The 20,550-nt window shown below is 68.1% G+C and carries 19 protein-coding genes and 1 tRNA gene; 11 read left to right on the top strand and 9 right to left on the bottom strand.

Going from position 1 to position 20,550, the window contains the following annotated elements; genetic code table 11:
* The 7 genes from KUF83_RS10200 to KUF83_RS10170 all read left to right on the top strand — a co-directional run.
* On the top strand, positions 1-318 hold a 318-nt coding region (locus tag KUF83_RS10200; protein WP_217454290.1), incomplete at its 5' end, for an FHA domain-containing protein.
* A gap of 10 nt (positions 319-328) precedes the next feature.
* Entirely contained in the window at positions 329-850 is a 522-nt protein-coding gene (locus tag KUF83_RS10195) for an FHA domain-containing protein (protein WP_217454289.1), read from the top strand.
* A gap of 98 nt (positions 851-948) precedes the next feature.
* Positions 949-2,529, top strand: coding sequence for a Stp1/IreP family PP2C-type Ser/Thr phosphatase (locus KUF83_RS10190; RefSeq protein ID WP_217454293.1), 1,581 nt, complete (start codon positions 949-951; stop codon positions 2,527-2,529).
* A gap of 26 nt (positions 2,530-2,555) precedes the next feature.
* A complete protein-coding gene (locus tag KUF83_RS10185) occupies positions 2,556-3,986 on the top strand; it encodes an FtsW/RodA/SpoVE family cell cycle protein (protein WP_217454288.1) in 1,431 nt (476 codons plus the stop codon).
* Positions 3,983-5,473 carry a penicillin-binding protein 2 gene (locus KUF83_RS10180; RefSeq protein WP_217454287.1) on the top strand — a complete coding sequence of 497 codons (1,491 nt, stop codon included), beginning with the start codon at positions 3,983-3,985 and terminating at the stop codon, positions 5,471-5,473. The genes KUF83_RS10185 and KUF83_RS10180 overlap by 4 nt, the downstream gene beginning before the upstream one ends.
* Before the next feature lie 169 nt (positions 5,474-5,642).
* Entirely contained in the window at positions 5,643-7,664 is a 2,022-nt protein-coding gene (gene pknB / locus KUF83_RS10175; RefSeq protein WP_217454286.1) for a Stk1 family PASTA domain-containing Ser/Thr kinase, read from the top strand.
* 263 nt (positions 7,665-7,927) lie between these two features.
* Positions 7,928-8,386: a hypothetical protein gene (locus KUF83_RS10170; protein ID WP_217454285.1), complete on the top strand. Its 459-nt coding sequence runs from the start codon at positions 7,928-7,930 to the stop codon at positions 8,384-8,386.
* A gap of 206 nt (positions 8,387-8,592) precedes the next feature.
* Here KUF83_RS10170 and KUF83_RS10165 read toward each other — a convergent pair whose 3' ends face one another.
* From KUF83_RS10165 to KUF83_RS10140, 6 genes are all read right to left on the bottom strand, one after another.
* On the bottom strand, positions 8,593-9,342 hold the full coding sequence (locus tag KUF83_RS10165) for a class E sortase (protein WP_308402958.1): 750 nt from the start codon (positions 9,340-9,342) through the stop codon (positions 8,593-8,595).
* 104 nt (positions 9,343-9,446) lie between these two features.
* On the bottom strand, positions 9,447-10,778 hold the full coding sequence (locus KUF83_RS10160; RefSeq protein WP_217454292.1) for a class E sortase: 1,332 nt from the start codon (positions 10,776-10,778) through the stop codon (positions 9,447-9,449).
* Between the two features lie 392 nt (positions 10,779-11,170).
* On the bottom strand, positions 11,171-11,809 hold the full coding sequence (locus KUF83_RS10155; RefSeq protein ID WP_217454283.1) for an aminodeoxychorismate/anthranilate synthase component II: 639 nt from the start codon (positions 11,807-11,809) through the stop codon (positions 11,171-11,173).
* Complete coding sequence (locus KUF83_RS10150; RefSeq protein ID WP_217454282.1) at positions 11,806-11,967, bottom strand: hypothetical protein; 162 nt, start codon at positions 11,965-11,967, stop codon at positions 11,806-11,808. The genes KUF83_RS10155 and KUF83_RS10150 overlap by 4 nt, the downstream gene beginning before the upstream one ends.
* Before the next feature lie 53 nt (positions 11,968-12,020).
* Entirely contained in the window at positions 12,021-12,722 is a 702-nt protein-coding gene (locus KUF83_RS10145) for a class E sortase (protein WP_217454291.1), read from the bottom strand.
* A 137-nt stretch (positions 12,723-12,859) separates the two neighbouring features.
* Positions 12,860-13,639 carry a DUF881 domain-containing protein gene (locus tag KUF83_RS10140; RefSeq protein WP_217454281.1) on the bottom strand — a complete coding sequence of 260 codons (780 nt, stop codon included), beginning with the start codon at positions 13,637-13,639 and terminating at the stop codon, positions 12,860-12,862.
* Between the two features lie 141 nt (positions 13,640-13,780).
* Here KUF83_RS10140 and crgA point away from each other — a divergent pair, with 141 nt between their 5' ends.
* Entirely contained in the window at positions 13,781-14,035 is a 255-nt protein-coding gene (gene crgA, locus KUF83_RS10135; RefSeq protein ID WP_217454280.1) for a cell division protein CrgA, read from the top strand.
* Between the two features lie 428 nt (positions 14,036-14,463).
* On the opposite strand, the gene KUF83_RS10130 is transcribed toward crgA, so the two are convergent.
* Positions 14,464-15,360 carry a rhomboid family intramembrane serine protease gene (locus KUF83_RS10130; RefSeq protein WP_217454279.1) on the bottom strand — a complete coding sequence of 299 codons (897 nt, stop codon included), beginning with the start codon at positions 15,358-15,360 and terminating at the stop codon, positions 14,464-14,466.
* 136 nt (positions 15,361-15,496) lie between these two features.
* Positions 15,497-16,024 carry a peptidylprolyl isomerase gene (locus tag KUF83_RS10125; protein WP_217454278.1) on the bottom strand — a complete coding sequence of 176 codons (528 nt, stop codon included), beginning with the start codon at positions 16,022-16,024 and terminating at the stop codon, positions 15,497-15,499.
* Positions 16,025-16,361: 337 nt separating this feature from the next.
* On the opposite strand from KUF83_RS10125, the gene KUF83_RS10120 reads away from it, so the two are divergent.
* Complete coding sequence (locus KUF83_RS10120) at positions 16,362-17,075, top strand: DUF5324 family protein (RefSeq protein ID WP_217454277.1); 714 nt, start codon at positions 16,362-16,364, stop codon at positions 17,073-17,075.
* Positions 17,076-18,118: 1,043 nt separating this feature from the next.
* On the opposite strand, the gene KUF83_RS10115 is transcribed toward KUF83_RS10120, so the two are convergent.
* Positions 18,119-18,191, bottom strand: a tRNA-Ala gene (locus KUF83_RS10115).
* A gap of 183 nt (positions 18,192-18,374) precedes the next feature.
* Here KUF83_RS10115 and KUF83_RS10110 point away from each other — a divergent pair.
* Together KUF83_RS10110 and KUF83_RS41880 are read left to right on the top strand one after the other, a co-directional pair.
* Positions 18,375-18,926 carry a DNA-binding protein gene (locus KUF83_RS10110; protein WP_217454276.1) on the top strand — a complete coding sequence of 184 codons (552 nt, stop codon included), beginning with the start codon at positions 18,375-18,377 and terminating at the stop codon, positions 18,924-18,926.
* 125 nt (positions 18,927-19,051) lie between these two features.
* A partial coding sequence (locus KUF83_RS41880; protein WP_254643632.1) for a serine/threonine-protein kinase occupies positions 19,052-20,550 on the top strand: 1,499 nt, incomplete at its 3' end.

The following is a 20,550-nucleotide window of genomic DNA, read 5'->3' as shown; positions in this document are numbered from 1 at the left end:
GGACAGCGGCCCGCCGCGGCCCCGCAGCCCGGAGGCCGCACGCGGCACTGGATCGAGGTCAACGGCACCCGCCATCAGATCTCCCGCCCGACGCTCGTGCTGGGCCGCAGCACCGAAGCCGACGTGCGGATCGACGACCCCGGCGTCTCGCGCCGGCACTGTGAGATCCGGACCGGAACGCCCTCGACCGTCCAGGATCTCGGGTCCACCAACGGCATCGTGGTGGACGGGCAGCACACCACCCGCGCTACGCTCCGCGACGGCTCGCGGATCGTCGTGGGCAGCACCACCATCATTTACCGGCAAGCCGAAGGGTGAAGCGGGGGCAATGTCAGAGCTGACCCTCACGGTCATGCGGCTGGGTTTCCTGGCCGTACTGTGGCTGTTCGTGATCGTGGCCGTGCAGGTCATCCGCAGCGACCTGTTCGGAACGCGCGTCACACAGCGCGGGTCGCGACGGGAAGCCCAGAGGCCGCCGCAGACCGCGCGCCAGACCGCGCCACCACCGCAGCGCCAGCAGGCGGCGCCCAGCGGCGGCGGCCGCCAGCGCCGTGGCGCTCCCACCAAGCTGGTCGTCTCCGAGGGCACCCTCACGGGCACGACGGTCGCCCTGCAGGGGCAGACCATCACGCTGGGCCGCGCACACGACAGCACCATCGTGCTGGACGACGACTACGCCTCCAGCAGGCATGCCAGGATCTACCCGGACCGTGACGGCCAGTGGATCGTCGAGGATCTCGGGTCCACCAACGGCACGTATCTCGACCGGACCCGACTGACGACTCCTCTGCCGGTTCCGCTGGGCGCGCCGATCCGCATCGGCAAGACCGTCATCGAGCTGCGGAAGTAGTACCACGTCATGAATGAGCGCGAGCGGAGCGAGCGAGCAGCGGCGGTCCCCACGACGGACCCCGGCACGCTCCCGACCGGAGGGTGGGCACCGTGCGGATGTACCCGGAGCCGACGGGCGAGGTGCGCATGAGTCTGTCACTGCGCTTCGCCGCCGGATCGCACAAAGGCATGATCCGCGAGGGCAACGAGGACTCCGGTTACGCCGGTCCCCGCCTGCTCGCGATCGCCGACGGGATGGGCGGCCAGGCCGCCGGTGAGGTCGCCTCCTCCGAGGTGATCTCCACCATCGTCGCGCTCGACGACGACGTGCCCGGCTCCGACATCCTCACCTCGCTCGGCACGGCCGTTCAGCGCGCCAACGACCAGCTCAGGATGATGGTCGAGGAGGACCCCCAGCTCGAAGGCATGGGGACGACCCTCACCGCGCTCTTGTGGACCGGTCAGCGGCTCGGCCTCGTGCACGTCGGTGACTCCCGCGCCTACCTGCTGCGGGACGGCGTGCTGACGCAGATCACGCAGGACCACACGTGGGTCCAGCGCCTCGTCGACGAAGGACGCATCACCGAGGAGGAGGCGACCACCCACCCGCAGCGGTCGCTCCTCATGCGCGCGCTGGGAAGCGGCGACCACGTCGAGCCCGATCTCTCCATCCGTGAGGTCCGCGCCGGCGACCGGTACCTGATCTGCTCCGACGGGCTGTCGGGGGTCGTCTCCCACCAGACGATGGAGGACACCCTCGCCAGTTATCAGGGCCCTCAGGAGACCGTGCAGCAGCTCATCGAGCTCGCGCTGCGCGGCGGCGGCCCCGACAACATCACCGTCATCGTGGCCGACGTCCTCGACATCGACGGCGGGGACACCCTCGCCGCTCAGCTCTCCGACACCCCGGTCGTCGTGGGCGCGGTCGCCGAGAACCAGCACCAGCTGCACGACAACGGCGCCATGCAGACGCCCGCCGGCCGTGCCTCCAGCCTCGGCCGGCAGGTGCCCGGACAGGGCGGCGGCGGTGAGTTCGGCCCGCCCGGCAGCGGCGACACCACCGGTTACGTGTCCACGGCGGGGTTCGGCGGCTACTCCGACGACGACTTCGTCAAGCCGAGCTCCGGGCGGAAGTGGCTGAAGAGATCCCTCTACATCACGCTCGCGCTCGGCATCATCGGCGGCGGCCTGTACGGCGGATACCGCTGGACCCAGACGCAGTACTACGTCGGGGCCAACGACGAGCACGTCGCGCTCTACCAGGGCATCAGCCAGGACCTCGCCTGGGTCTCGCTCTCAAAGGTGGAGAAGGACCACCCCGAGATCGAACTCAAGTACCTGCCGCCGTACCAGCAGAAGCAGGTCAAGGCCACGATCGCGGAGGGCGGGCTGAGCGACGCCCGGTCGAAGATCGAGGAGCTGGCCACCCAGGCGTCCGCCTGCAAGAAGGACGCCGAACGCCGCAAGGCCGAGAGCGAGCAGAACGCGAAGACCGGCGAGGGCGAGGCCGGCGGTGTCACGGGAACCACACGTACCTCCGCCGCGTCCAAGGCCACACCGACGCCGACGGCGCCCTCCTCGGGGCAGCAGTCGCCGTCACCCGACCCTTCCAAGTCCACGACCGCACCCACTCCCACACCCGGCCCCAGCCTCTCCGACGAAGAGCAGAAGCTGGTCTCGCTGTGCGGTAAGCAGTAAGCAGCCGTGAGGGGCCCTGTCACGCCATGAGCAGTTCTTCCAACCCGTCGACGCACCAGACGTCCACGATCGGTTCGATCGGCACGCCGAGCAGACGTAACACCGAGCTCGCGCTGCTGGTGTTCGCCGTGGTCATCCCGGTGTTCGCCTACGCCAACGTCGGTCTGGCCATCAACGGCTCGGTGCCTCCGGGACTCCTGAGCTACGGCCTCGGCCTCGGCCTGCTCGCGGGCGTCGGCCACCTCGTCGTACGGAAGTTCGCTCCGTACGCGGACCCGCTGCTGCTGCCTCTGGCGACGCTGCTCAACGGCATCGGACTGGTCGTCATCTGGCGCCTGGACCAGTCGCAGCGACTACAGGCGCGCAGTACGTTCGTCGAGGCAGCGCCCCGCCAGCTGATGTATTCCGCACTGGGTGTCGCCCTGTTCGTGGCCGTACTGATCTTCATCAAGGACCACCGGATCCTTCAGCGCTACACGTACATTTCCATGGTCGTGGCGCTCGCGCTGCTGGTCGCACCGGTGTTCTTTCCCGCGGTCAACGGAGCCAAGATCTGGATCTCCATTCCCGGTCTGGGCACCATCCAGCCAGGCGAGTTCGCGAAGATCATCATCGCGGTCTTCTTCTCTGGCTACCTCATGGTGAAGCGAGACGCGCTCGCGCTGGCCAGCCGCCGCTTCATGGGCCTTTACTTGCCGCGCGGCCGCGACCTCGGCCCGATTCTGGTCGTGTGGGCCATCTCCATCCTGATCCTGGTCTTCGAGACCGACCTCGGCACGTCACTGCTTTTCTTCGGCCTCTTCGTGATCATGCTGTACGTCGCTACCGAGCGCACCAGCTGGATCGTCTTCGGCCTGTTGATGTCCGGGGCCGGCGCCGTCGGCGTCGCCTCCTTCGAACCACACGTCCAGCAGCGCGTCCAAGCCTGGCTCGATCCGATGCGCGAGTACACCCTCAGCCAGCAGAACGTCTTCGGTCACACCGAGCAGTCCATGCAGGCCCTGTGGGCCTTCGGCTCCGGCGGCACCCTCGGCACCGGACTGGGCCAGGGCAACTCCGACCTCATCGGCTTCGCCGCCAACTCCGACTTCATCCTCGCCACCTTCGGCGAGGAGCTGGGCCTGGCCGGCGTCATGGCGATCCTGCTGATGTACGGCCTGATCGTGGAGCGCGGCGTACGCACCGCCCTCGCCGCCCGCGACCCCTTCGGCAAGCTGCTCGCGATCGGGCTGTCCGGCGCGTTCGCCCTGCAGGTCTTCGTCGTCGCCGGCGGCGTCATGGGCCTGATCCCGCTGACCGGTATGACGATGCCGTTCCTGGCGTACGGAGGTTCCTCCGTCATCGCCAACTGGGCACTCATCGGCATCCTGATCCGGATCAGCGACACCGCCCGGCGCCCCGCGCCGGCCCCCGCACCCAACCCCGACGCCGAGATGACCCAGGTGGTCCGACCGTGAACAAGCCCCTGCGCCGGATCGCGATCTTCTGCGGCCTTCTCGTCCTCGCCCTGCTCATCCGGGACAACTGGATCCAGTACGTCCAGGCGGACTCGCTCAAGAAGGACCCCAAGAACCGCCGCGTCGCCATCGCCCGCTACGCCACACCGCGCGGCGACATCATCGTCGACGGCAACCCGATCACCGGGTCCGCCAAGACGAGCGGCGACGACTTCAACGACTTCGAGTACAAGCGCACCTACAAGGACGGCGCGATGTGGGCCCCCGTCACGGGCTACGCCTCGCAGGCCTTCGGTGCCACGCAGCTGGAGAACATCGAGGACGGCATCCTCACCGGCAACGACGACCGGCTCTTCTTCCGCCGCACCCTCGACATGATCACCGGCGAGAAGCAGGAGGGCGGCAATGTCGTCACCACGCTCAACGCCGCCGCGCAGAAGGCCGCGTACAAGGGTCTGCTGAGGCAGGGCAAGGGTGCCGTCGCCGCGATCGACCCGGAGACCGGCGCGATCCTGGCGCTGGCCTCCACTCCCTCGTACGACCCGTCGTCGTTCGCCGGGAACTCCACCAAGGTCGACGGCAGCGCCTGGGAGAAGCTCCAGAAGAAGAACAACCCCGACAACCCGATGCTCAACCGGGCGCTGCGCGAGATCTACCCGCCCGGATCCACCTTCAAGGTGGTCACGGCCGCCGCGGCGCTGGAGAAGGGCATCTACGACGACGCCGACGAGAAGACCGACTCGCCGCTGCCGTACACCCTCCCGGACACCACCACCGAGCTGAAGAACGAGGGGAACATCCCCTGCAAGAACGCGACACTTCGTGAGGCGCTGCGGGTGTCCTGCAACACCGTCTTCGGCAAGCTGGGCGTCGATGTCGGCAAGGAGGACATGCTGGAGGAGGCCAAGAAGTTCGGCTTCAACTCCGAGCAGTTCGTGCCGATCCGCTCCAGCGCCTCCGTCTTCCCCGAGAAGATGGACAAGCCGCAGACCGCGCTCAGCTCGATCGGCCAGTTCGAGACCGCCACGACTCCGCTGCAGATGGCCATGGTGTCCGCGGCCATCGCCAACGACGGCAAGCTCATGAAGCCGTACATGGTCGACAAGCTCCAGGCGCCGAACCTGGACGTCATCGAGCAGACCGACCCGGAGCAGATGAGCGAGCCGCTCTCCGAGAAGAACGCCCAGATCCTTCAGTCGATGATGGAGACGGTCGTCAAGGAGGGCACCGGCACCAAGGGCCAGATCAACGAGTCCGGTGTCACCGTCGGCGGCAAGACCGGTACCGCCCAGCGTGGTGTCGACAACAGCGAGAACCCGTACGCCTGGTTCATCTCGTACGCGAAGCTCGACGACGGCAGCTCTCCGGTCGCCGTCGCGGTGGTCGTCGAGGACGAGAGCGCCAACCGTGACGACATCTCCGGCGGCGGTCTGGCCGCTCCGATCGCAAGGGACGTGATGAAGGCAGTCATCGACAGCAAGAAGTGACCCCGCTCACGTCCCCCTCGCATCGGTGCACGTTGCGATACCGGTCCTGTATCGGGTGACGGTTGTGGCCAGGTCAGTCAAGGCGAGCCGGGTACGGTATGCCCGGACAGCACACCGCCGGACCGCACGTGGTGTGGTCCGGACCGTCGGAAAAGGCTGGTAGGTAGCTATGGAAGAGCCGCGTCGCCTCGGCGGCCGGTACGAGCTGGGCCACGTGCTCGGCCGTGGTGGCATGGCGGAGGTACATCTCGCCCATGACACCCGGCTCGGCCGCACGGTGGCGGTGAAGACGCTGCGAGCGGACCTCGCGCGCGATCCGTCGTTCCAGGCCCGGTTCCGCCGGGAGGCCCAGTCGGCCGCCTCGCTCAACCATCCCGCGATCGTCGCCGTGTACGACACGGGTGAGGACTACATCGAGGGCATCTCCATCCCGTACATCGTGATGGAGTACGTCGACGGGTCCACGCTGCGCGAGCTGCTGCACTCCGGGCGCAAGCTGCTGCCCGAGCGCACCCTGGAGATGACCATCGGCATCCTCCAGGCCCTCGAGTACTCGCACCGTGCCGGCATCGTCCACCGCGACATCAAGCCGGCCAACGTCATGCTGACGCGCAACGGCCAGGTCAAGGTCATGGACTTCGGTATCGCCCGCGCGATGGGCGACTCCGGCATGACGATGACCCAGACCTCGGCGGTCATAGGGACGGCGCAGTACCTCTCCCCCGAGCAGGCGAAGGGCGAGCAGGTCGACGCCCGCTCCGACCTGTACTCGGCGGGCTGTCTGCTGTACGAGCTCCTCACGGTCCGCCCGCCGTTCATCGGGGACTCCCCGGTCGCGGTCGCGTACCAGCACGTACGCGAGGAGCCGCAGCCGCCGAGCGTCTTCGACCCCGAGATCACGCCCGAGATGGACGCCATCGTCCTGAAGGCGCTCACCAAGGACCCGGACTACCGCTACCAGTCCGCCGACGAGATGCGCGTGGACATCGAGGCCTGCCTCGACGGCCAGCCCGTCGCGGCCACGGCGGCCATGGGCTCGGTCGGCTACGGCGGCTACCCGGACGACCAACCGACGACGGCCCTGCGCTCGTCGGACGGCCAGCACACCGCGATGCTGCCTCCGGTGAACCCGGACGACGGCGGCTTCGGCTTCGACGACCGGGCCGGCCGGCGCCGTCAGCAGCAGAAGAAGAGCAACACGTCGACGATCCTGCTGGTCGTCGCCGGTGTGCTCGTGCTGGTCGGCGCGATCCTCATCGGCAAGTGGGCGTTCAGCGGGAACGGCGGCGCGGGTGACGAATCCTTCCCCGCGCCGAACTTCGTGAACTCGACAGAGGCCGACGCCAAGCAGAGGGCGAAAAACCGCGAGCTGGAGCTCACCATCAACCGGAAGGCGTGCGAGAACACGCCCAAGGGCAGCGTCTGCGACCAGAACCCCGCCGCGAAGACCGACGTCAACAAGGGCGACACGATCACGCTGACGGTGTCGACGGGCGCGCCGAAGGTGGCGGTTCCGAACGTGATCGGGGACGACGTGGACGAAGCCACGTCCGAGCTCGAGGGTGACAACTACCAGTTCAAGGTCGAGACGAAGTCCAAGGAGTCCGAAGAGCCCGTGGGCTCCGTCCTGAAGACGGACCCCATCTCGGGCAAGGAGGTGGAGAAGGGTTCCACGATCACCCTCACCATCGCCAAGGAGAAGAAGCAGGTCACTGTTCCGGACGTCACCGGCCAGTCCTGTGACCAGGCCAAGGCCCAGATGCAGCAGAACGATCTGACGGGCACCTGCACGGACGTGGAGACCGACGACGAGAACCAGGTCGGCAAGGTCATCGCGACGGTGCCCGCGGTCAACTCGCAGGCCGAGCCCGGCGACACGGTCACCATCCAGATCGGCAAGGCGAAGGAAGAAGAGGACGAGGAGTTCGCCATGCCGAAGGTGACCCAGATGACTCTCGGCCAGGCCAAGCAGGTTCTGGCACAGAACCAGCTGCAGCTCGGCAACATCCAGGGCTCGCAGGACGACAACGCCATCGTGCTCGCCAGCAACCCGCAGGAGGGCCAGCAGGTGAAGGCCGGCGACAGGGTCAACCTCGGCACGATCGACGCCGGGCAGCAGAACAACGGCGGCAACGGCAACGGCGGCCTCTTCGGAGGCGTCACCGGTACGGCTGCGCGGAACGAGAACTGACAGCCGGCCCCACGGAAGAGCGAACGAAGCCCCGGCGCCCTGGAAAGGGTGCCGGGGCTTTCGCGTGAAAGGAAATTCGTCGCGTCAGGGGCTTTTCCGTGCCGGTGAGGTCCAAGCCAGGAGAAGTGGCCTATATCGCCAATCCCCTTGTCGCCCCCCAAACACACCGCTATTCTCTCCGGTCGACCACGAATGCAAGCTGATCGACAGAACAATCCAGGGGGATTTCCGCCTTGCGCCTCATATCCAAGCGTGCCGCCCGAGTGGCAACCGTCATCTCGCTCACTGTCAGCGGGCTCGCACTCGCACCGGCCGCTCACGCGGCCCCTGCCGCCGCGGCCGACTACTGCACCGGCTACTCCCTCGTGGCCAGCTACCCGGTCAAGACCAGCGGTGGTACCAGCTACGGCACGGCCTACCTCTACTGGAAGGAGTCATCGGGGTTCAACTGCGCCGTGGCCGTGAAGAACAGCGCCGGTGGTGCGGGCACCAAGAACTACATGTCGGTCAGTCTGACCGCGTGCAAGGAAACCAGGCCGAAAAGCACGTGCGAAGAGTCCGACGACGTCTACAGCAGCTCCAAAGACGGCGACAATTACGCGCATTACGCGGGCTGGGTGCAGGTGCACACCGGGAGCAATCACTGCGTGAAGCTCGACTCCGTCATCTGGAAGACGGGCACCGTCGCGCAGTTCCACTCGGGCGCCTTCCACTGCGGATAGAAATCCGGGACAACCGGGCAGAGGCCCAAAGCCCGCGCCTGTGGAATTCCCGGAGGGCGGCCGCCGAGTCATCAGCGGCGTGAGTGATCCGGGGAGAAGGCTCTCTCCGCCCGCCCTCGCGTTCGGCTTCGGGCCTCGGGCCTCGGGCTTCGGGCCTCGGGCCTCGGGCAGGCTGAGCGTGACCGAACTCCTTTCGCGGAGATCGGTCACGCTCGGCGCAGCTCCGCCGGTGGCGTCCGCTCGTCGTTCACCTTCTCCACCCGGTCCAGCTCGCCCCAGACCACGTACCGGTAGCGGGACGTGTAGACCGGCGTGCAGGTCGTCAGGGTGATGTAGCGGCCGGCCTTCTTCTTCCCCGACTCCTTGGGGACGGGCGCGAGAACCTTGACGTTGAACTTCGACGTCTCCGGAAGGGTCGCGTAGACCTTGTAGACGTACCAGTCGTCCTTGGTCTCGAAGACGATCGCGTCGCCCTTCTTGAGCCGGTCGATGTTGTGGAACTTCGCGCCGTGGCCGTCGCGGTGGGCGGCCAGTGAGAAGTTGCCCTTCTTGTCCTGCGGAAGGGCGGACTTGACGGGGTCCGTGTAGTAGCCGGCGATGCCGTTGTTGAGCAGCTTCGAGGAGGTGCCCTTCTTGACCAGCACCTCGCCGCTGCCCATCGCCGGGACGTGCAGGAAGCCGATGCCGTCCTTGGTGTCCAGGCCGACCGGGCCGCGGTCCTCGGCCCAGTGGTCGCGCACCTTGTCACCCTGCTTGTCGGCCTCGCGGTCCGCGATCACGTTCGTCCACCACAGCGAATAGGCAACGAACAGCCCGAGGATCAGACCCGCGGTGATGAGGAGCTCGCCGAAGACGCTGACGGCCGCCGCGATCCGGCCGCCGCCACGCCGCCGCCGCGGCGCGGGCGAGGACGCCGGCGCGTCCGTGTGCTCTTCGTGGTCGGTCGTCGCTGCCACTGCGTTTTCCCCGTCTGGTGTCTCAGAAGTTCTTGGGATGTCCATGAATCATGGGATGTGGTCCGGAAAGCCCGTCATGCGCTTCCAGGAACCCCCACGCGTGCTCAGCCGACGAGTGCGTCCGGTTTCCCCTCGCTGCGCGGCCGTTCCTCGACCATCGTGCCCCAGACGATCATCCGGTACTTACTGGTGAATTCCGGGGTGCAGGTGGTGAGGGTGATGTAGCGGCCCGCCGACTTGAAGGTCGACCCCTTGGGGATCGCGTCCAGGACGGCCGTGTTGCTCGGCGCGGTCACCGGCAGGATGGACGCCATCTTGTAGACGAAGTACTTGTCCTGCGTCTCGACGACGATCGCGTCGCCCGGCTTGAGCCGGTTGATGTACCGGAACGGTTCGCCGTGCGTGTTGCGGTGCCCCGCGAGCCCGAAGTTGCCCGTCTTGGCGTCCGGCATCGCGGTCTGCAGGCCCTTCTCGGCGTAGTGGCCGACCATGCCGCGGTCCAGGACCCGCTTCTTGTCGATGCCTTCGGCGATCGGCACGACCACGTCCAGCTTCGGGATGCGCAGAAGGGCGAATCCCTGCCCTGGCTCGAAGGTGCCCGGGTTCCGCTTGCCGTTGGCCCAGTCGTTCTGGAGGCTGCTCGCCTCGCTGCCGGCCTGCGCGTTGGCCCTGATGTTCGTCCACCACAGCTGGTAGGTCACGAACAGCAGCATCAGTACACCGGTGGTGATGAACACCTCGCCGATCGCCCGGCTGGCCATCACCGCCGCGCCCGGCTTCCGCGCCTTGGCCGCTCGGCGCGCGGCCACGCGCGAGAGGGGCGCACCGGTGTCCGCCTGTTCCTCGTGGGTCTCGCCGACTCCACCCGCCCCGCCGGCACCGCCGTGCTTCCCGTGACGCCTGGCGGCCTTGCGCCGGGCCGCACGGCCGCCTGAGAGTGCCTCCGCGTCCAAGGGCCGTACGGGGGCCGCAGCGGGCGCGGAGGGCGTCGGGAAGCCGGATATGGGCTCGGCCCCGACGACGGGCAGCGCCACCGTCTCGTCGGCGGCGGGCGCCGTGCCGTACGGCGGCGAGGAGGGCGAGGAGGGCTGGGACCGCCGGGAAGGGGCCGGGAAGGGTGCCGTCGGGGCGTAGGCGGCGTCGTACGGCGCCTGCGGGGCTCCTGACGGCCCTGGCGCTCCTGCGTACGGAGTTCGGGCCTCCTGGTACCCGGCAGCGGGCCCGGGCCCGCCAGGGCCCGTCCGTGGCTGTGGCTCCGGGTAGGGCCTCGGCGACGCGGCGAACGGCGGCTGCGGTTCCGTGAACGACCTCGGCGGCTCTGCGAACGACGCCTGCGGTTCGGCGTAGGGCGGCTGCGGTCCGGCGTACGACGACGACCGGGCGTCCGGGTAGGACGACTGCGACTGCGGCTGCCCGTACGAAGCCTGTGGTTGCACGTGGGGCGGCTGGGGAGCGGAGTACGGCGGCAGCGGTTCGGAATAGCCGTGCGCGGGCTCCGCGTGCGCGCGACGCACCGGCTCCGCGGGCGACGAGGCGCTCTGCCCGACGCTCCAGTCCCGCGTGTACGCCTGCGGGTCGTACCACTCCCGCTCCGGTGCCGCGTGCCGGCGTCGGCCCGGGAGGGGGTCGCTGAGCGGGTCGGCGAGCCCGTCGACGGCGGCTCGCATCGCGCCGCCCGTCCGGCCGTCACCCGTCGGCCCGGCGTCAGGGTTCGCTTCGAAGGCGGCCGCTCCCTCGAAGGCGCCCGTCGCCTCGAACGCCGCAGCGCCCCCGTACCCGGCGTCCTCGCCGTACGGGGCGGCACTGTCGCGCTCGGGGCGCAGGGCGGTCACGCCGTGGCCCTGCCCACCACCGGGGCGAGCCCCACCGACCTGGCAACGGCTCCCTGGTCGCCGCACTCGACCAGCCAGTTGGCCAGCATGCGGTGCCCGTGCTCGGTCAGCACGGATTCGGGGTGGAACTGCACTCCCTCGACCGGGAGTTCACGGTGCCGGAGTCCCATGATGATCCCGTCGTGCGTGCGGGCCGTGACCTGGAGGTCGGCCGGCACGGTCTTCGGCTCCGCGGCCAGCGAGTGGTAGCGGGTGGCGGTGAAGGGGGACGGCAGCCCGGCGAACACGCCCGTGCCCTCGTGCTCGACGAGGGACGTCTTGCCGTGGAGCAGCTCGGGCGCGCGATCCACCACACCGCCGTAGGCCACCTGCATCGACTGCATCCCGAGGCAGACCCCGAAGACGGGAACTCCGGTCGCGGCGCAGTGCCGCACCATGTCCACGCAGACCCCGGCCTCCTCGGGAGTGCCCGGGCCGGGTGACAGGAGGACACCGTCGAACCCGTCCTGCGCGTGCGTCATCGCCACCTCGTCGTTGCGCAGCACCTCGCACTCGGCACCGAGCTGGTAGAGGTACTGGACCAGGTTGAAGACGAAGCTGTCGTAGTTGTCGACGACGAGAATCCGTGCGCTCACTGGTTGTCCACCGTCACGTCGTTGAAGGGCAACAGCGGTTCCGCCCACGGGAAGACGTACTGGAAGAGCACGTAGACCGTCGCGAGGGCCAGCACGATGGAGAGCAGCGCCTTGATCCACGTGTTCCCCGGCAGATGCCGCCAGATAAAGCCGTACATGCCGTCCCTTCCGTCGCACCACGGCACCAAGACTCACGCCGTACCCAACCAGACTAACGGCGTAGAGCCTCCGGTTTCCCAGCCTCCACAGGCTCGGTCGCATCAAGGTGCGCCCAGACGATCAGCCGGTGGCTGTGTCCCCATTCCGGTTCGCACGTGGTCAGCGTCAGATATCGGCCCGCTCGCGTGTACCCGGACTTCTTCGGTACGGGGTCGATGACCGCCGTGTCACGAGGCAACGTCTTGTAGGGCTTGGTGTCGATGCGGTAGGTGAACCACGTCGTGCCGTCGGTCAGCACCACCGCGTCTCCCGGACGCAGCCGGGGGAAGTCCTTGAACGGGTCCCCGTAGGTACGGCGATGGCCGGCGACGGCGAAATTGCCCTGCTCGCCGAGTCGCGCGGTGCTCGCGTAGTGGCCCAGGCCCTTCTTGAGGGTGTTCGTTCTCGTGCCTTCGAGGACGGGCTTGTTCCACGTGAAACCAAGCCGCGGGATGTACATGACGGCGAAGGGCTTGCCGTCTTTGTACGCGGCGGGTTTCCCGGGAGCCGCCTGAGGGTTCGCCGTCGCCGTCGTCTCCCGGGGCCCGGAGGCCACAGCGCTCCTCGCCCACTGGTCCTGGAGCTGCGCGATCTGGTCGTCCATCGCGGTGTCGGCCTTCACACCCGTCCAGAACAGCACGTAGACCACGAAGAGCACGATCACGGTGCCCACCGTGATGCACAGCTCGCTGAACGTCCTGACGACCACTCGCACCGGCACAAGGCCCCCCAGCGGCAGCTGCTCCACTACTTCACAGCCTTCTACCCCATGGGCCTGCGCTCCACAGGCCTTTGGGGCTTCCGCTCCACGGACGTGGCCGGCCACGTCCGACCGTGGCAGGTTCCGCTTCGCTACTCCACGGGCTTCGCGTAGTGCAGGTCCACCGTGCCCGAGTAACCGGGAAGAGTCGCCGTCCCGTTCTCCTCGACCTTCCAGCCGAGCCCGTAGACGTTGACGTACACCATGTAGTTCTGGATGGCGGGCGAGGCCGAGAGGGCCTTCTGCAGCTTCTCCGGGTCACCGACCGCCTGGATCTTGTACGGGGGTGAGTAGACGCGGCCCTGGAGGATCAGCGTGTTGCCGACACAGCGGACGGCACTGGTGGAGATCAGCCGCTGGTCCATGACCTTGATGCCCTTGGCTCCGCCCTGCCACAGGGCGTTGACCACGGCTTGCAGGTCCTGCTGGTGGATGACCAGATAGTCGGGCTGCGGCTCGGGATAGCCGGGCAGCTTGGCCGTCGCGTTCGGAGGTGCGTCGTTGAGGGTGACCGTGAGGGCCTTGCCCTTGAGCTTCTGGGTGCCCGCGTTCTTCTCCAGGGCGGTGAGCTTGGCCTCCTCCGCCGCGGTGCTGCCGTTGTCCCGCTCGGCGAGGGCCTCGACGTCGTCGCGCAGTGATCCGTTGCTCTCGTCGAGCTGCCCGTTCTTGTGACTGCGCTCGTGGATGAGATCGGAGAGCTTCAGCAGCGAGGCGTCCGTGCGGATGTTGGTGCCCTTGGCGGTGTCGAAGCTGGTGAAGAAGATCAGTCCGGCCAGGGCGAAGACGGCCGCGGTCAGCACCCGTACCGGCCTGAATCGCCGGATACGGTCGGGGCTGGAACCCGACTGGGGAGAGTCGGCAGAATTGCTCAACGTACCCTTATCTCCTTCGGCGCCGCGGAAGCACTACGCTAACGGACGCCCGGGGGAGCGCTAAGAGTCCCCTTGTACGCTGCCCGGAGTCAGCCCACGTTCCCTGCGCGGCCACGCAGCGCATCGACAGGAGAGACCCTCGTGCCGAAGTCACGTATCCGCAAGAAGGCCGACTACACGCCGCCCCCGGCGAAGCAGGCGACCAACATCAAGCTGAACAGCCGTGCCTGGGTCGCCCCGGTCATGCTGGCCCTGTTCCTCATCGGCCTCGCCTGGATCGTCGTGTTCTACGTGACGGACGGGTCCCTGCCGATCGATTCGCTGGGCAACTGGAACATCGTGGTCGGCTTCGGCTTCATCGCCGCGGGATTCGGCGTTTCCACTCAGTGGAAGTAGCGCCCCCGCAGGGCGTCGAGGGCTTGCACGAGTGCGGTGCGAGCCCTCGTCCGCAATCCCTGGCCCAAGGTGTCCACTGAGTTATCCACAGCGGTTTCCACAGTGGGGAAAAGGTCAGAAGATCTGTGGATAACCCATCGGGTGTTGACGCCGGTGTGACTGACCTACCGGGATCCGGAAGTCTGTTCGCCCCTTGTCCTGCCTGGGGAAACCCAGGTCAGAGGCAGGGGGCACACTTGTTCCCCAACAGCATGCACAAGATCCGCCACCGTCTGTGGACAACGTGGACTTCCGTTGACTCTCCGCGGCTTCGATGTGACTTTCCTGTGACGCCCCCGGCGATCCCGCCGACCTCGACGTGGGCGGGCTGAACGGGCCGGTGCCCGGTGACGCGGGCACGCCGGCTCGGAGGACACCGAACGGCTCACTCAGGTGAGCTGACCGGTCCTGACGAGTGTCATGATCACAACCGCGAGCAGCACCAGCGCGCAGGCGCCGTACTGAACGAGCGCCCGCCGTTCCCGGGGTGCGTGCACCATCGCGTAGCCGATGAGGACACCGCCGACGAGGCCACCGATGTGGGCTTCCCAGGCGATGTTGCTCCACCCGAAGGTGAAGATCAGGTTGATCACCAACAGCGCGATGACCGGGCGCATGTCGTACTTGAGCCGCCGCATCAGGATGGCGGTCGCACCGAAGAGACCGAAGATCGCGCCGGAGGCTCCGAGCGAGGGCTGGTTCGGCTCGGCGATCAGATACGTGAGTGCGCTGCCCGCGAGGCCGGAGACCCCGTACAGGGCGAGATAGCGGGCACGGCCGAGCGCCGCTTCCAGGGGCCCACCGATCCACCACAGGCTGAGCATGTTGAAAGCGATGTGCATATAGCTTCCGTGCAGGAACATCGCCGTGACCATCCGGTACCACTGGCCCTCGGCGACACCCTCGACACTGCCGAGCAGCGGCACGAACGCCCTGCCGATCAGGTCGAAACTGTCGGTGAAGCGGTCACCCACGGAGAGCTGCACCATGAAGACGGCGAGGTTGATCCCGAGGAGGATCTTGGTGATCAACCGGGGGTCCGTGGTGATCGTGCCGCCCGCGAGGGTGCGGGGCTGGGAGGCGCTCGGCGCGTGTCCCGTGCCGGACCCGTCCCGCACGCACTCGGGGCACTGGAAGCCGACCGAAGCGCTGATCATGCACTCGGGACAGATGGGGCGCTCGCAGCGGGTGCAGCGGATGCCGGTCTCCCGGTCCGGGTGCCGGTAGCAGGTGGGCAGGCTCGGGGCACCCTGCGGTTCCTGCGGGCTGCCTGGCGCCTGATCCATGGGGTCCCCTCATCCTTTGTACGCACTTGGTACGCAACGCACCGCCCCGCTCATCCTTACGGATGGGCGGGGCGTTTGGTTCCCTTCGCGAGCCCTCCGGCGCAGGGCCGGGGCCGGGCTCGCCGACGGGTATCGGTCAGCGGGTCTCCACGACGACCGACTCGATGACCACTTCCTTGACAGGGCGGTCCGTGCGCGGGTTGGTCTGCGCCGAGGCGATGGCGTCCACGACCTTCTGGCTGGCACCTTCGGTGACCTCACCGAAGATGGTGTGCTTACGGGTCAGCCAGGCCGTCGGGGAGACGGTGATGAAGAACTGCGAGCCGTTGGTACCCGGGCCGGCGTTCGCCATGGCCAGCAGGTACGGCTTGTCGAAGGCCAGGTCCGGGTGGAACTCGTCCTCGAACTCGTAGCCGGGACCGCCGGTGCCGTTGCCCAGGGGGTCACCACCCTGGATCATGAAGCCGCTGATCACCCGGTGGAAGACCGTGCCGTCGTAGAGCTTGTCCGTGGACTTCGCACCCGTGGCCGGGTTGGTCCACTCACGCTCACCCTTGGCGAGCTCGACGAAGTTGCGGACCGTCTTGGGCGCGTGGTTCGGCAGGAGCCGCACTTCGATGTCGCCGTGGTTGGTCTTCAGGGTGGCGTAAAGCTGCTCGGCCACGATCTGCCTTCCGTTGTCCTTTGTGACTCCCCGATCCTCGCACGGACCGCACCGCCAGTCCGCCGTCACCGCCGTTCGGACCACTTCAGCCGCTTCGCCCCAAACAGGCGCGCGGTTCGGGGATCCGTGGCATTGTCGTCGCAAGCTCCTGTTGCACCGTATTGATCGGTTATTGCACCAAGTACTCCCGAAGTCAGCATTCATGACCCGGATGCCCGCCCTCGCATGCCCCGAAGTGCTCCGGCAGGCATGATCCGCATAAGGGTGGAAAGGTGAACTGTGACTTTCTGGGGGACGGCCCCAAGCCCCCATGTACGCCACCGAGGAGGAGGATCCCGTGACCCGCAAGGACAGCGTGCGCGCGGCGGCCGAGTCGGCGAAGGACAGCGTGCGGCACGCCGCGGAAGTGGTGGCGCCCTACGCCGACACGACAAAGGACCGAGCCACCCACTACGCGCATGAAGCACGCGTCAAGCTCGCGCCCAAGGTGTCGTCCGCCGCTCTCCAAGCCGCCGAACAGGCACGCACTCAGTACGACGCACATCTCGCACCTCGCCTTGAGCAGGCACTCACCCATGTGCCGCCGAAGGTCGACCAGGCCGCACACGAGGCCGCCGTTCGTACCCGCAAGGCTGCCCGACAGGCAGCGGACTACTCCCGACCCAGGATCGAACAGGCCAGGGCTGCGGCCGGGCCGGTCCGTGACCAGGCCACCTCCCGCAGCACGGCCGCGCTGGCAGCACTGCGCGGCCAGGTGACCGCCAAGGAGATCGAGAAGCTGGTCCGCAAGCACGAGCGGCGGGCCAGGGTCGGCCGCCTCGCGAAGGGCCTTGCCGTCCTGGGCATCCTGGCCGGCGGCACCTTCGCCGCCTGGAAGTGGTGGGACAAGCAGGCCAACCCGGACTGGCTGGTCGAACCGCCTGCCGCCACCGAGGTCCCGGAGACCGGACGTCTGACGTCGGTCGACGGCACCGGTCAGGAAGACCTGGACCCGGAGGTCCAGGCCAAGCAGGCCGAGGCGGAGGCTGCGGACCACAAGGACCGCGGCTGACGCGGCCGGTACTTGTCGCACTGCGCGTAGGACATGCACGGCACGCAAGGCGCTGACAACGAACACGTGCACAGCTGTGGGGCAGGAGGCTCATCCCTCCTGCCCCACAGTCATGTTTCACGTGAAACAGACACCCCTCAGCGTGGAACGAGCACCGTCTCACTCGGCCGTCGCCGCCTCCCGCATGCCGGCGCCAGCGCCGGCGCACCGACAACGCCCATCCGATGTGGGCGCCGGTCGCCCGACTGCTGCGTAGGCGGCGCCGAGTTGCAGCCCAACCTCCCCTCGGTGGCGACCGCCTGACGTGGCGCCACTTCCTCAGAACCGGCTTCACCTATGACTGCGGAGGCGGCGGCCACGCATGAAGCCGTTCGGAAACGTCCTGACTCAGGACCACCCGCCCCGCACCGCACCGCATCTGTGCCGCTCGCACCCTGCCCACATCCCACCCTCCGGGCCTCGTAAGCGCACTGTTCACGCCACCCTCCCGTGATGACGTTTGCAACGGGCCAGATGCACCGCACCGACCGAGACCTCCTTAACGGAATGCAGTGCCCCGATCACGCATTTCCGTTCACAGCAGCTCACAGAAGCCTTCACGACTCCTGCGCGCCACCCTCACGCCACCGCAACCACCCGCACGGTGTCCGTACGACCCGGGATCCGTCATGCATTTGCGAAAACAATCGCAAAGATCGCAACGGAGTATCTGTGATGCGCATCACCGCACACGCAGGTCGTGGCGGACCTGCACCTCTCAAAGCGGTTCATCGACGAGTGGCGAGAGCACGTCACCTCACGAGAGGCACTCAAATCCCGGCTACCTCAGCCCTGTTGATCAATCCGGCACCTGGTGGCGCATCCCGAAAGCACTCGAGATCAAAAAATCTTCGGCGCCCGGCGGGTCCGGCACTCCGGCCATCAAGCCGGGGCGGTCCCCCGGAGTTCTCCGCGACTGCCGCCCTTCGGGCGGGCCACACCCTCCAGCCCATAAGAAAACCCCCTCCGACCTGCGCAAAAGCAGGTTGAAGGGGGTTCTTCCGTGGAGCCTAGGGGAGTCGAACCCCTGACATCTGCCATGCAAAGACAGCGCTCTACCAACTGAGCTAAGGCCCCGAAAGCGATGCATACGCCGGAAGGATCTCCTTCCGGACCTGCACCGCAGACCAGAGTACCGGGTCACCCCGGGTATCCCGCAAAAATATTGGGGGTCCCCGTGTACGACCACTCTCCGTAAGATGCTCGGCGTGGTTCGCTACAGCGAACCACGGTTTTTGGGGAAGCGATGGGGAGACGCGCATGGACGCCGCACAGCAGGAAGCGACCGCTAGAGCCCGGGAGCTGCAGCGGAACTGGTACGGGGAGCCGCTGGGGGCGCTCTTCCGTAGGCTCATAGATGACCTGGGTCTCAACCAGGCGCGTTTGGCGGGGGTGCTCGGCCTGTCCGCACCCATGCTGTCCCAGCTGATGAGCGGCCAGCGAGCCAAGATCGGCAATCCCGCCGTGGTCCAGCGCGTGCAGCTGCTGCAGGACCTTGCGGGACAGGTCGCCGACGGCAGCGTGAGCGCCGCCGAGGCCACTGAGCGCATGGACGAGATCAAGAAGTCGCAGGGGGGCTCGGTGCTCAGCAACACCACGCAGTCGACGACCAGTTCGGGCGGGGCGCCCACGGTGAAGCGCGTGGTGCGCGAGATTCAGTCATTGCTGCGCTCGGTGGCCGCGGCGGGGGACATCATCGACGCGGCGGACACTCTCGCCCCGACCCACCCCGAACTGGCAGAGTTCCTCCGGGTGTACGGGGCCGGCCGCACTTCGGACGCGGTCGCCCACTACCAGTCCCACCAGAGCTGACCCACCGCCCGGCCGCCGGACAGCCCGGCTCCGGACGCCTGTCGGGTCGTCAGACAGCCGGGATCCAGGCAGCCGGGCACCTCGAAGAGGCCGCCGCACCGCCGAAGGGGGAGCGACGCACGACCATGGGTGAGGTCTTCGCCGGCCGGTACGAACTGGTCGACCCGATCGGACGCGGGGGAGTCGGTGCCGTCTGGCGCGCCTGGGACCACCGGCGGCGCCGGTATGTGGCCGCCAAGGTCCTCCAACAGAGCGACGCCCACTCGCTGCTGCGGTTCGTGCGCGAGCAGGCGGTGCGGATCGACCACCCGCATGTGCTCGCTCCAGCCAGCTGGGCCGCCGACGACGACAAGGTCCTGTTCACCATGGACCTCGTCGGCGGCGGCTCGCTGGTCCACCTGATCGGGGACTACGGCCCCCTGCCACCGGCCTTCGTCTGCACCCTGCTCGACCAGCTGTTGGCGGGGCTCGCCGCGGTGCACGCGGAGGGGATCGTCCACCGCGACATCAAGCCCGCCAACATTCTGCTGGAGGCGACCGGCACGAGCCGTCCGCGACTGCGACTGTCCGACTTCGGCATCTCGATGCGTCTCGGTGAGCCACGGCTCACCGAGACCAACTACGTGGTGGGAACGCCCGGCTACTTCGCGCCTGAGCAGATGCTCGGCGCCGACCCTGACTTCCCCGCCGATCTCTTCGCCGTGGGTCTGGTGGCCCTCTATCTCCTGGAGGGTGCCAAACCCGACGCCAAGGCACTGGTCGAGCACTTCGAGGCCCACGGCACACCGGGCGCCCCGAAGGGCGTTCCCGAGCCTCTGTGGCAGGTCGTGGCGTCTCTGCTCGAACCGGATCCGCAGGCCCGGTTCCGCACCGCCACAGGAGCGCGCAAGGCGCTCGCCTCGGCCAGGGAGCTCCTGCCGGAGCCCGGGCCCGACGACGAACTGATCGAGATCTTCGACCAACTCGGCCCGCTTCCCGCGGAGTTCGGCCCCGAGGGTCCTGTCACGGCCTCGCCTTCCTCCGGCCGGACCCGGCCCCAGGGGCACGGCACCGTGCCTCAGCAACCCGGCCCCGGTGCCCCACCACCGCCCTCGCGGGCAGGCGCCGTCCCTCCAGAAGACCGAACGGGCACCGCATGGCCGGAGGCACCGGCAGTCGGCGCCTCGTCGTCCGGGACCCACACGGGAGCCGTCTCCCCAGGGGGCCGCCCCTTTCCCGAGCACCCGACCGGCTACGAGGCCCCCGGCGCGCACCCGGACACCGCTCAGCCCCGGCCGGATGCCGTATCGCCGGACGCCCCCACGGGCGCCGCCCTGCCCGCCCCGACCGCTCCTCCCGCTCCGCCCACGGGCTCCATATCTCCACAGCACCACGCCGACCTGAGCCCGGAGCCCTCCGCGGAACCCCTGCCGCCCCCCGTCTCCTCCGCCGGCGCACCGCCCCAGCCGACCAGCGCGCCCGTCCCCCCGCACCCGCCCACACCGTCCGCCCCCGGCAGCTTGTCCCCGCAGGGCACACCTCAGGGCACCGTTTCGCGCGTACCAGGGCACCCGTCGCAGCCCACCCCACAAGAGCACCACCACCCGCAGGACCAGACACCGGCTCAGCCGGAGCAGCCCTCCAC

It is taken from the genome of Streptomyces sp. BV286, assembly GCF_019090165.1.
GTDB lineage: Bacteria > Actinomycetota > Actinomycetes > Streptomycetales > Streptomycetaceae > Streptomyces.
This window is presented reverse-complemented; position numbering and strand designations above follow the sequence as displayed.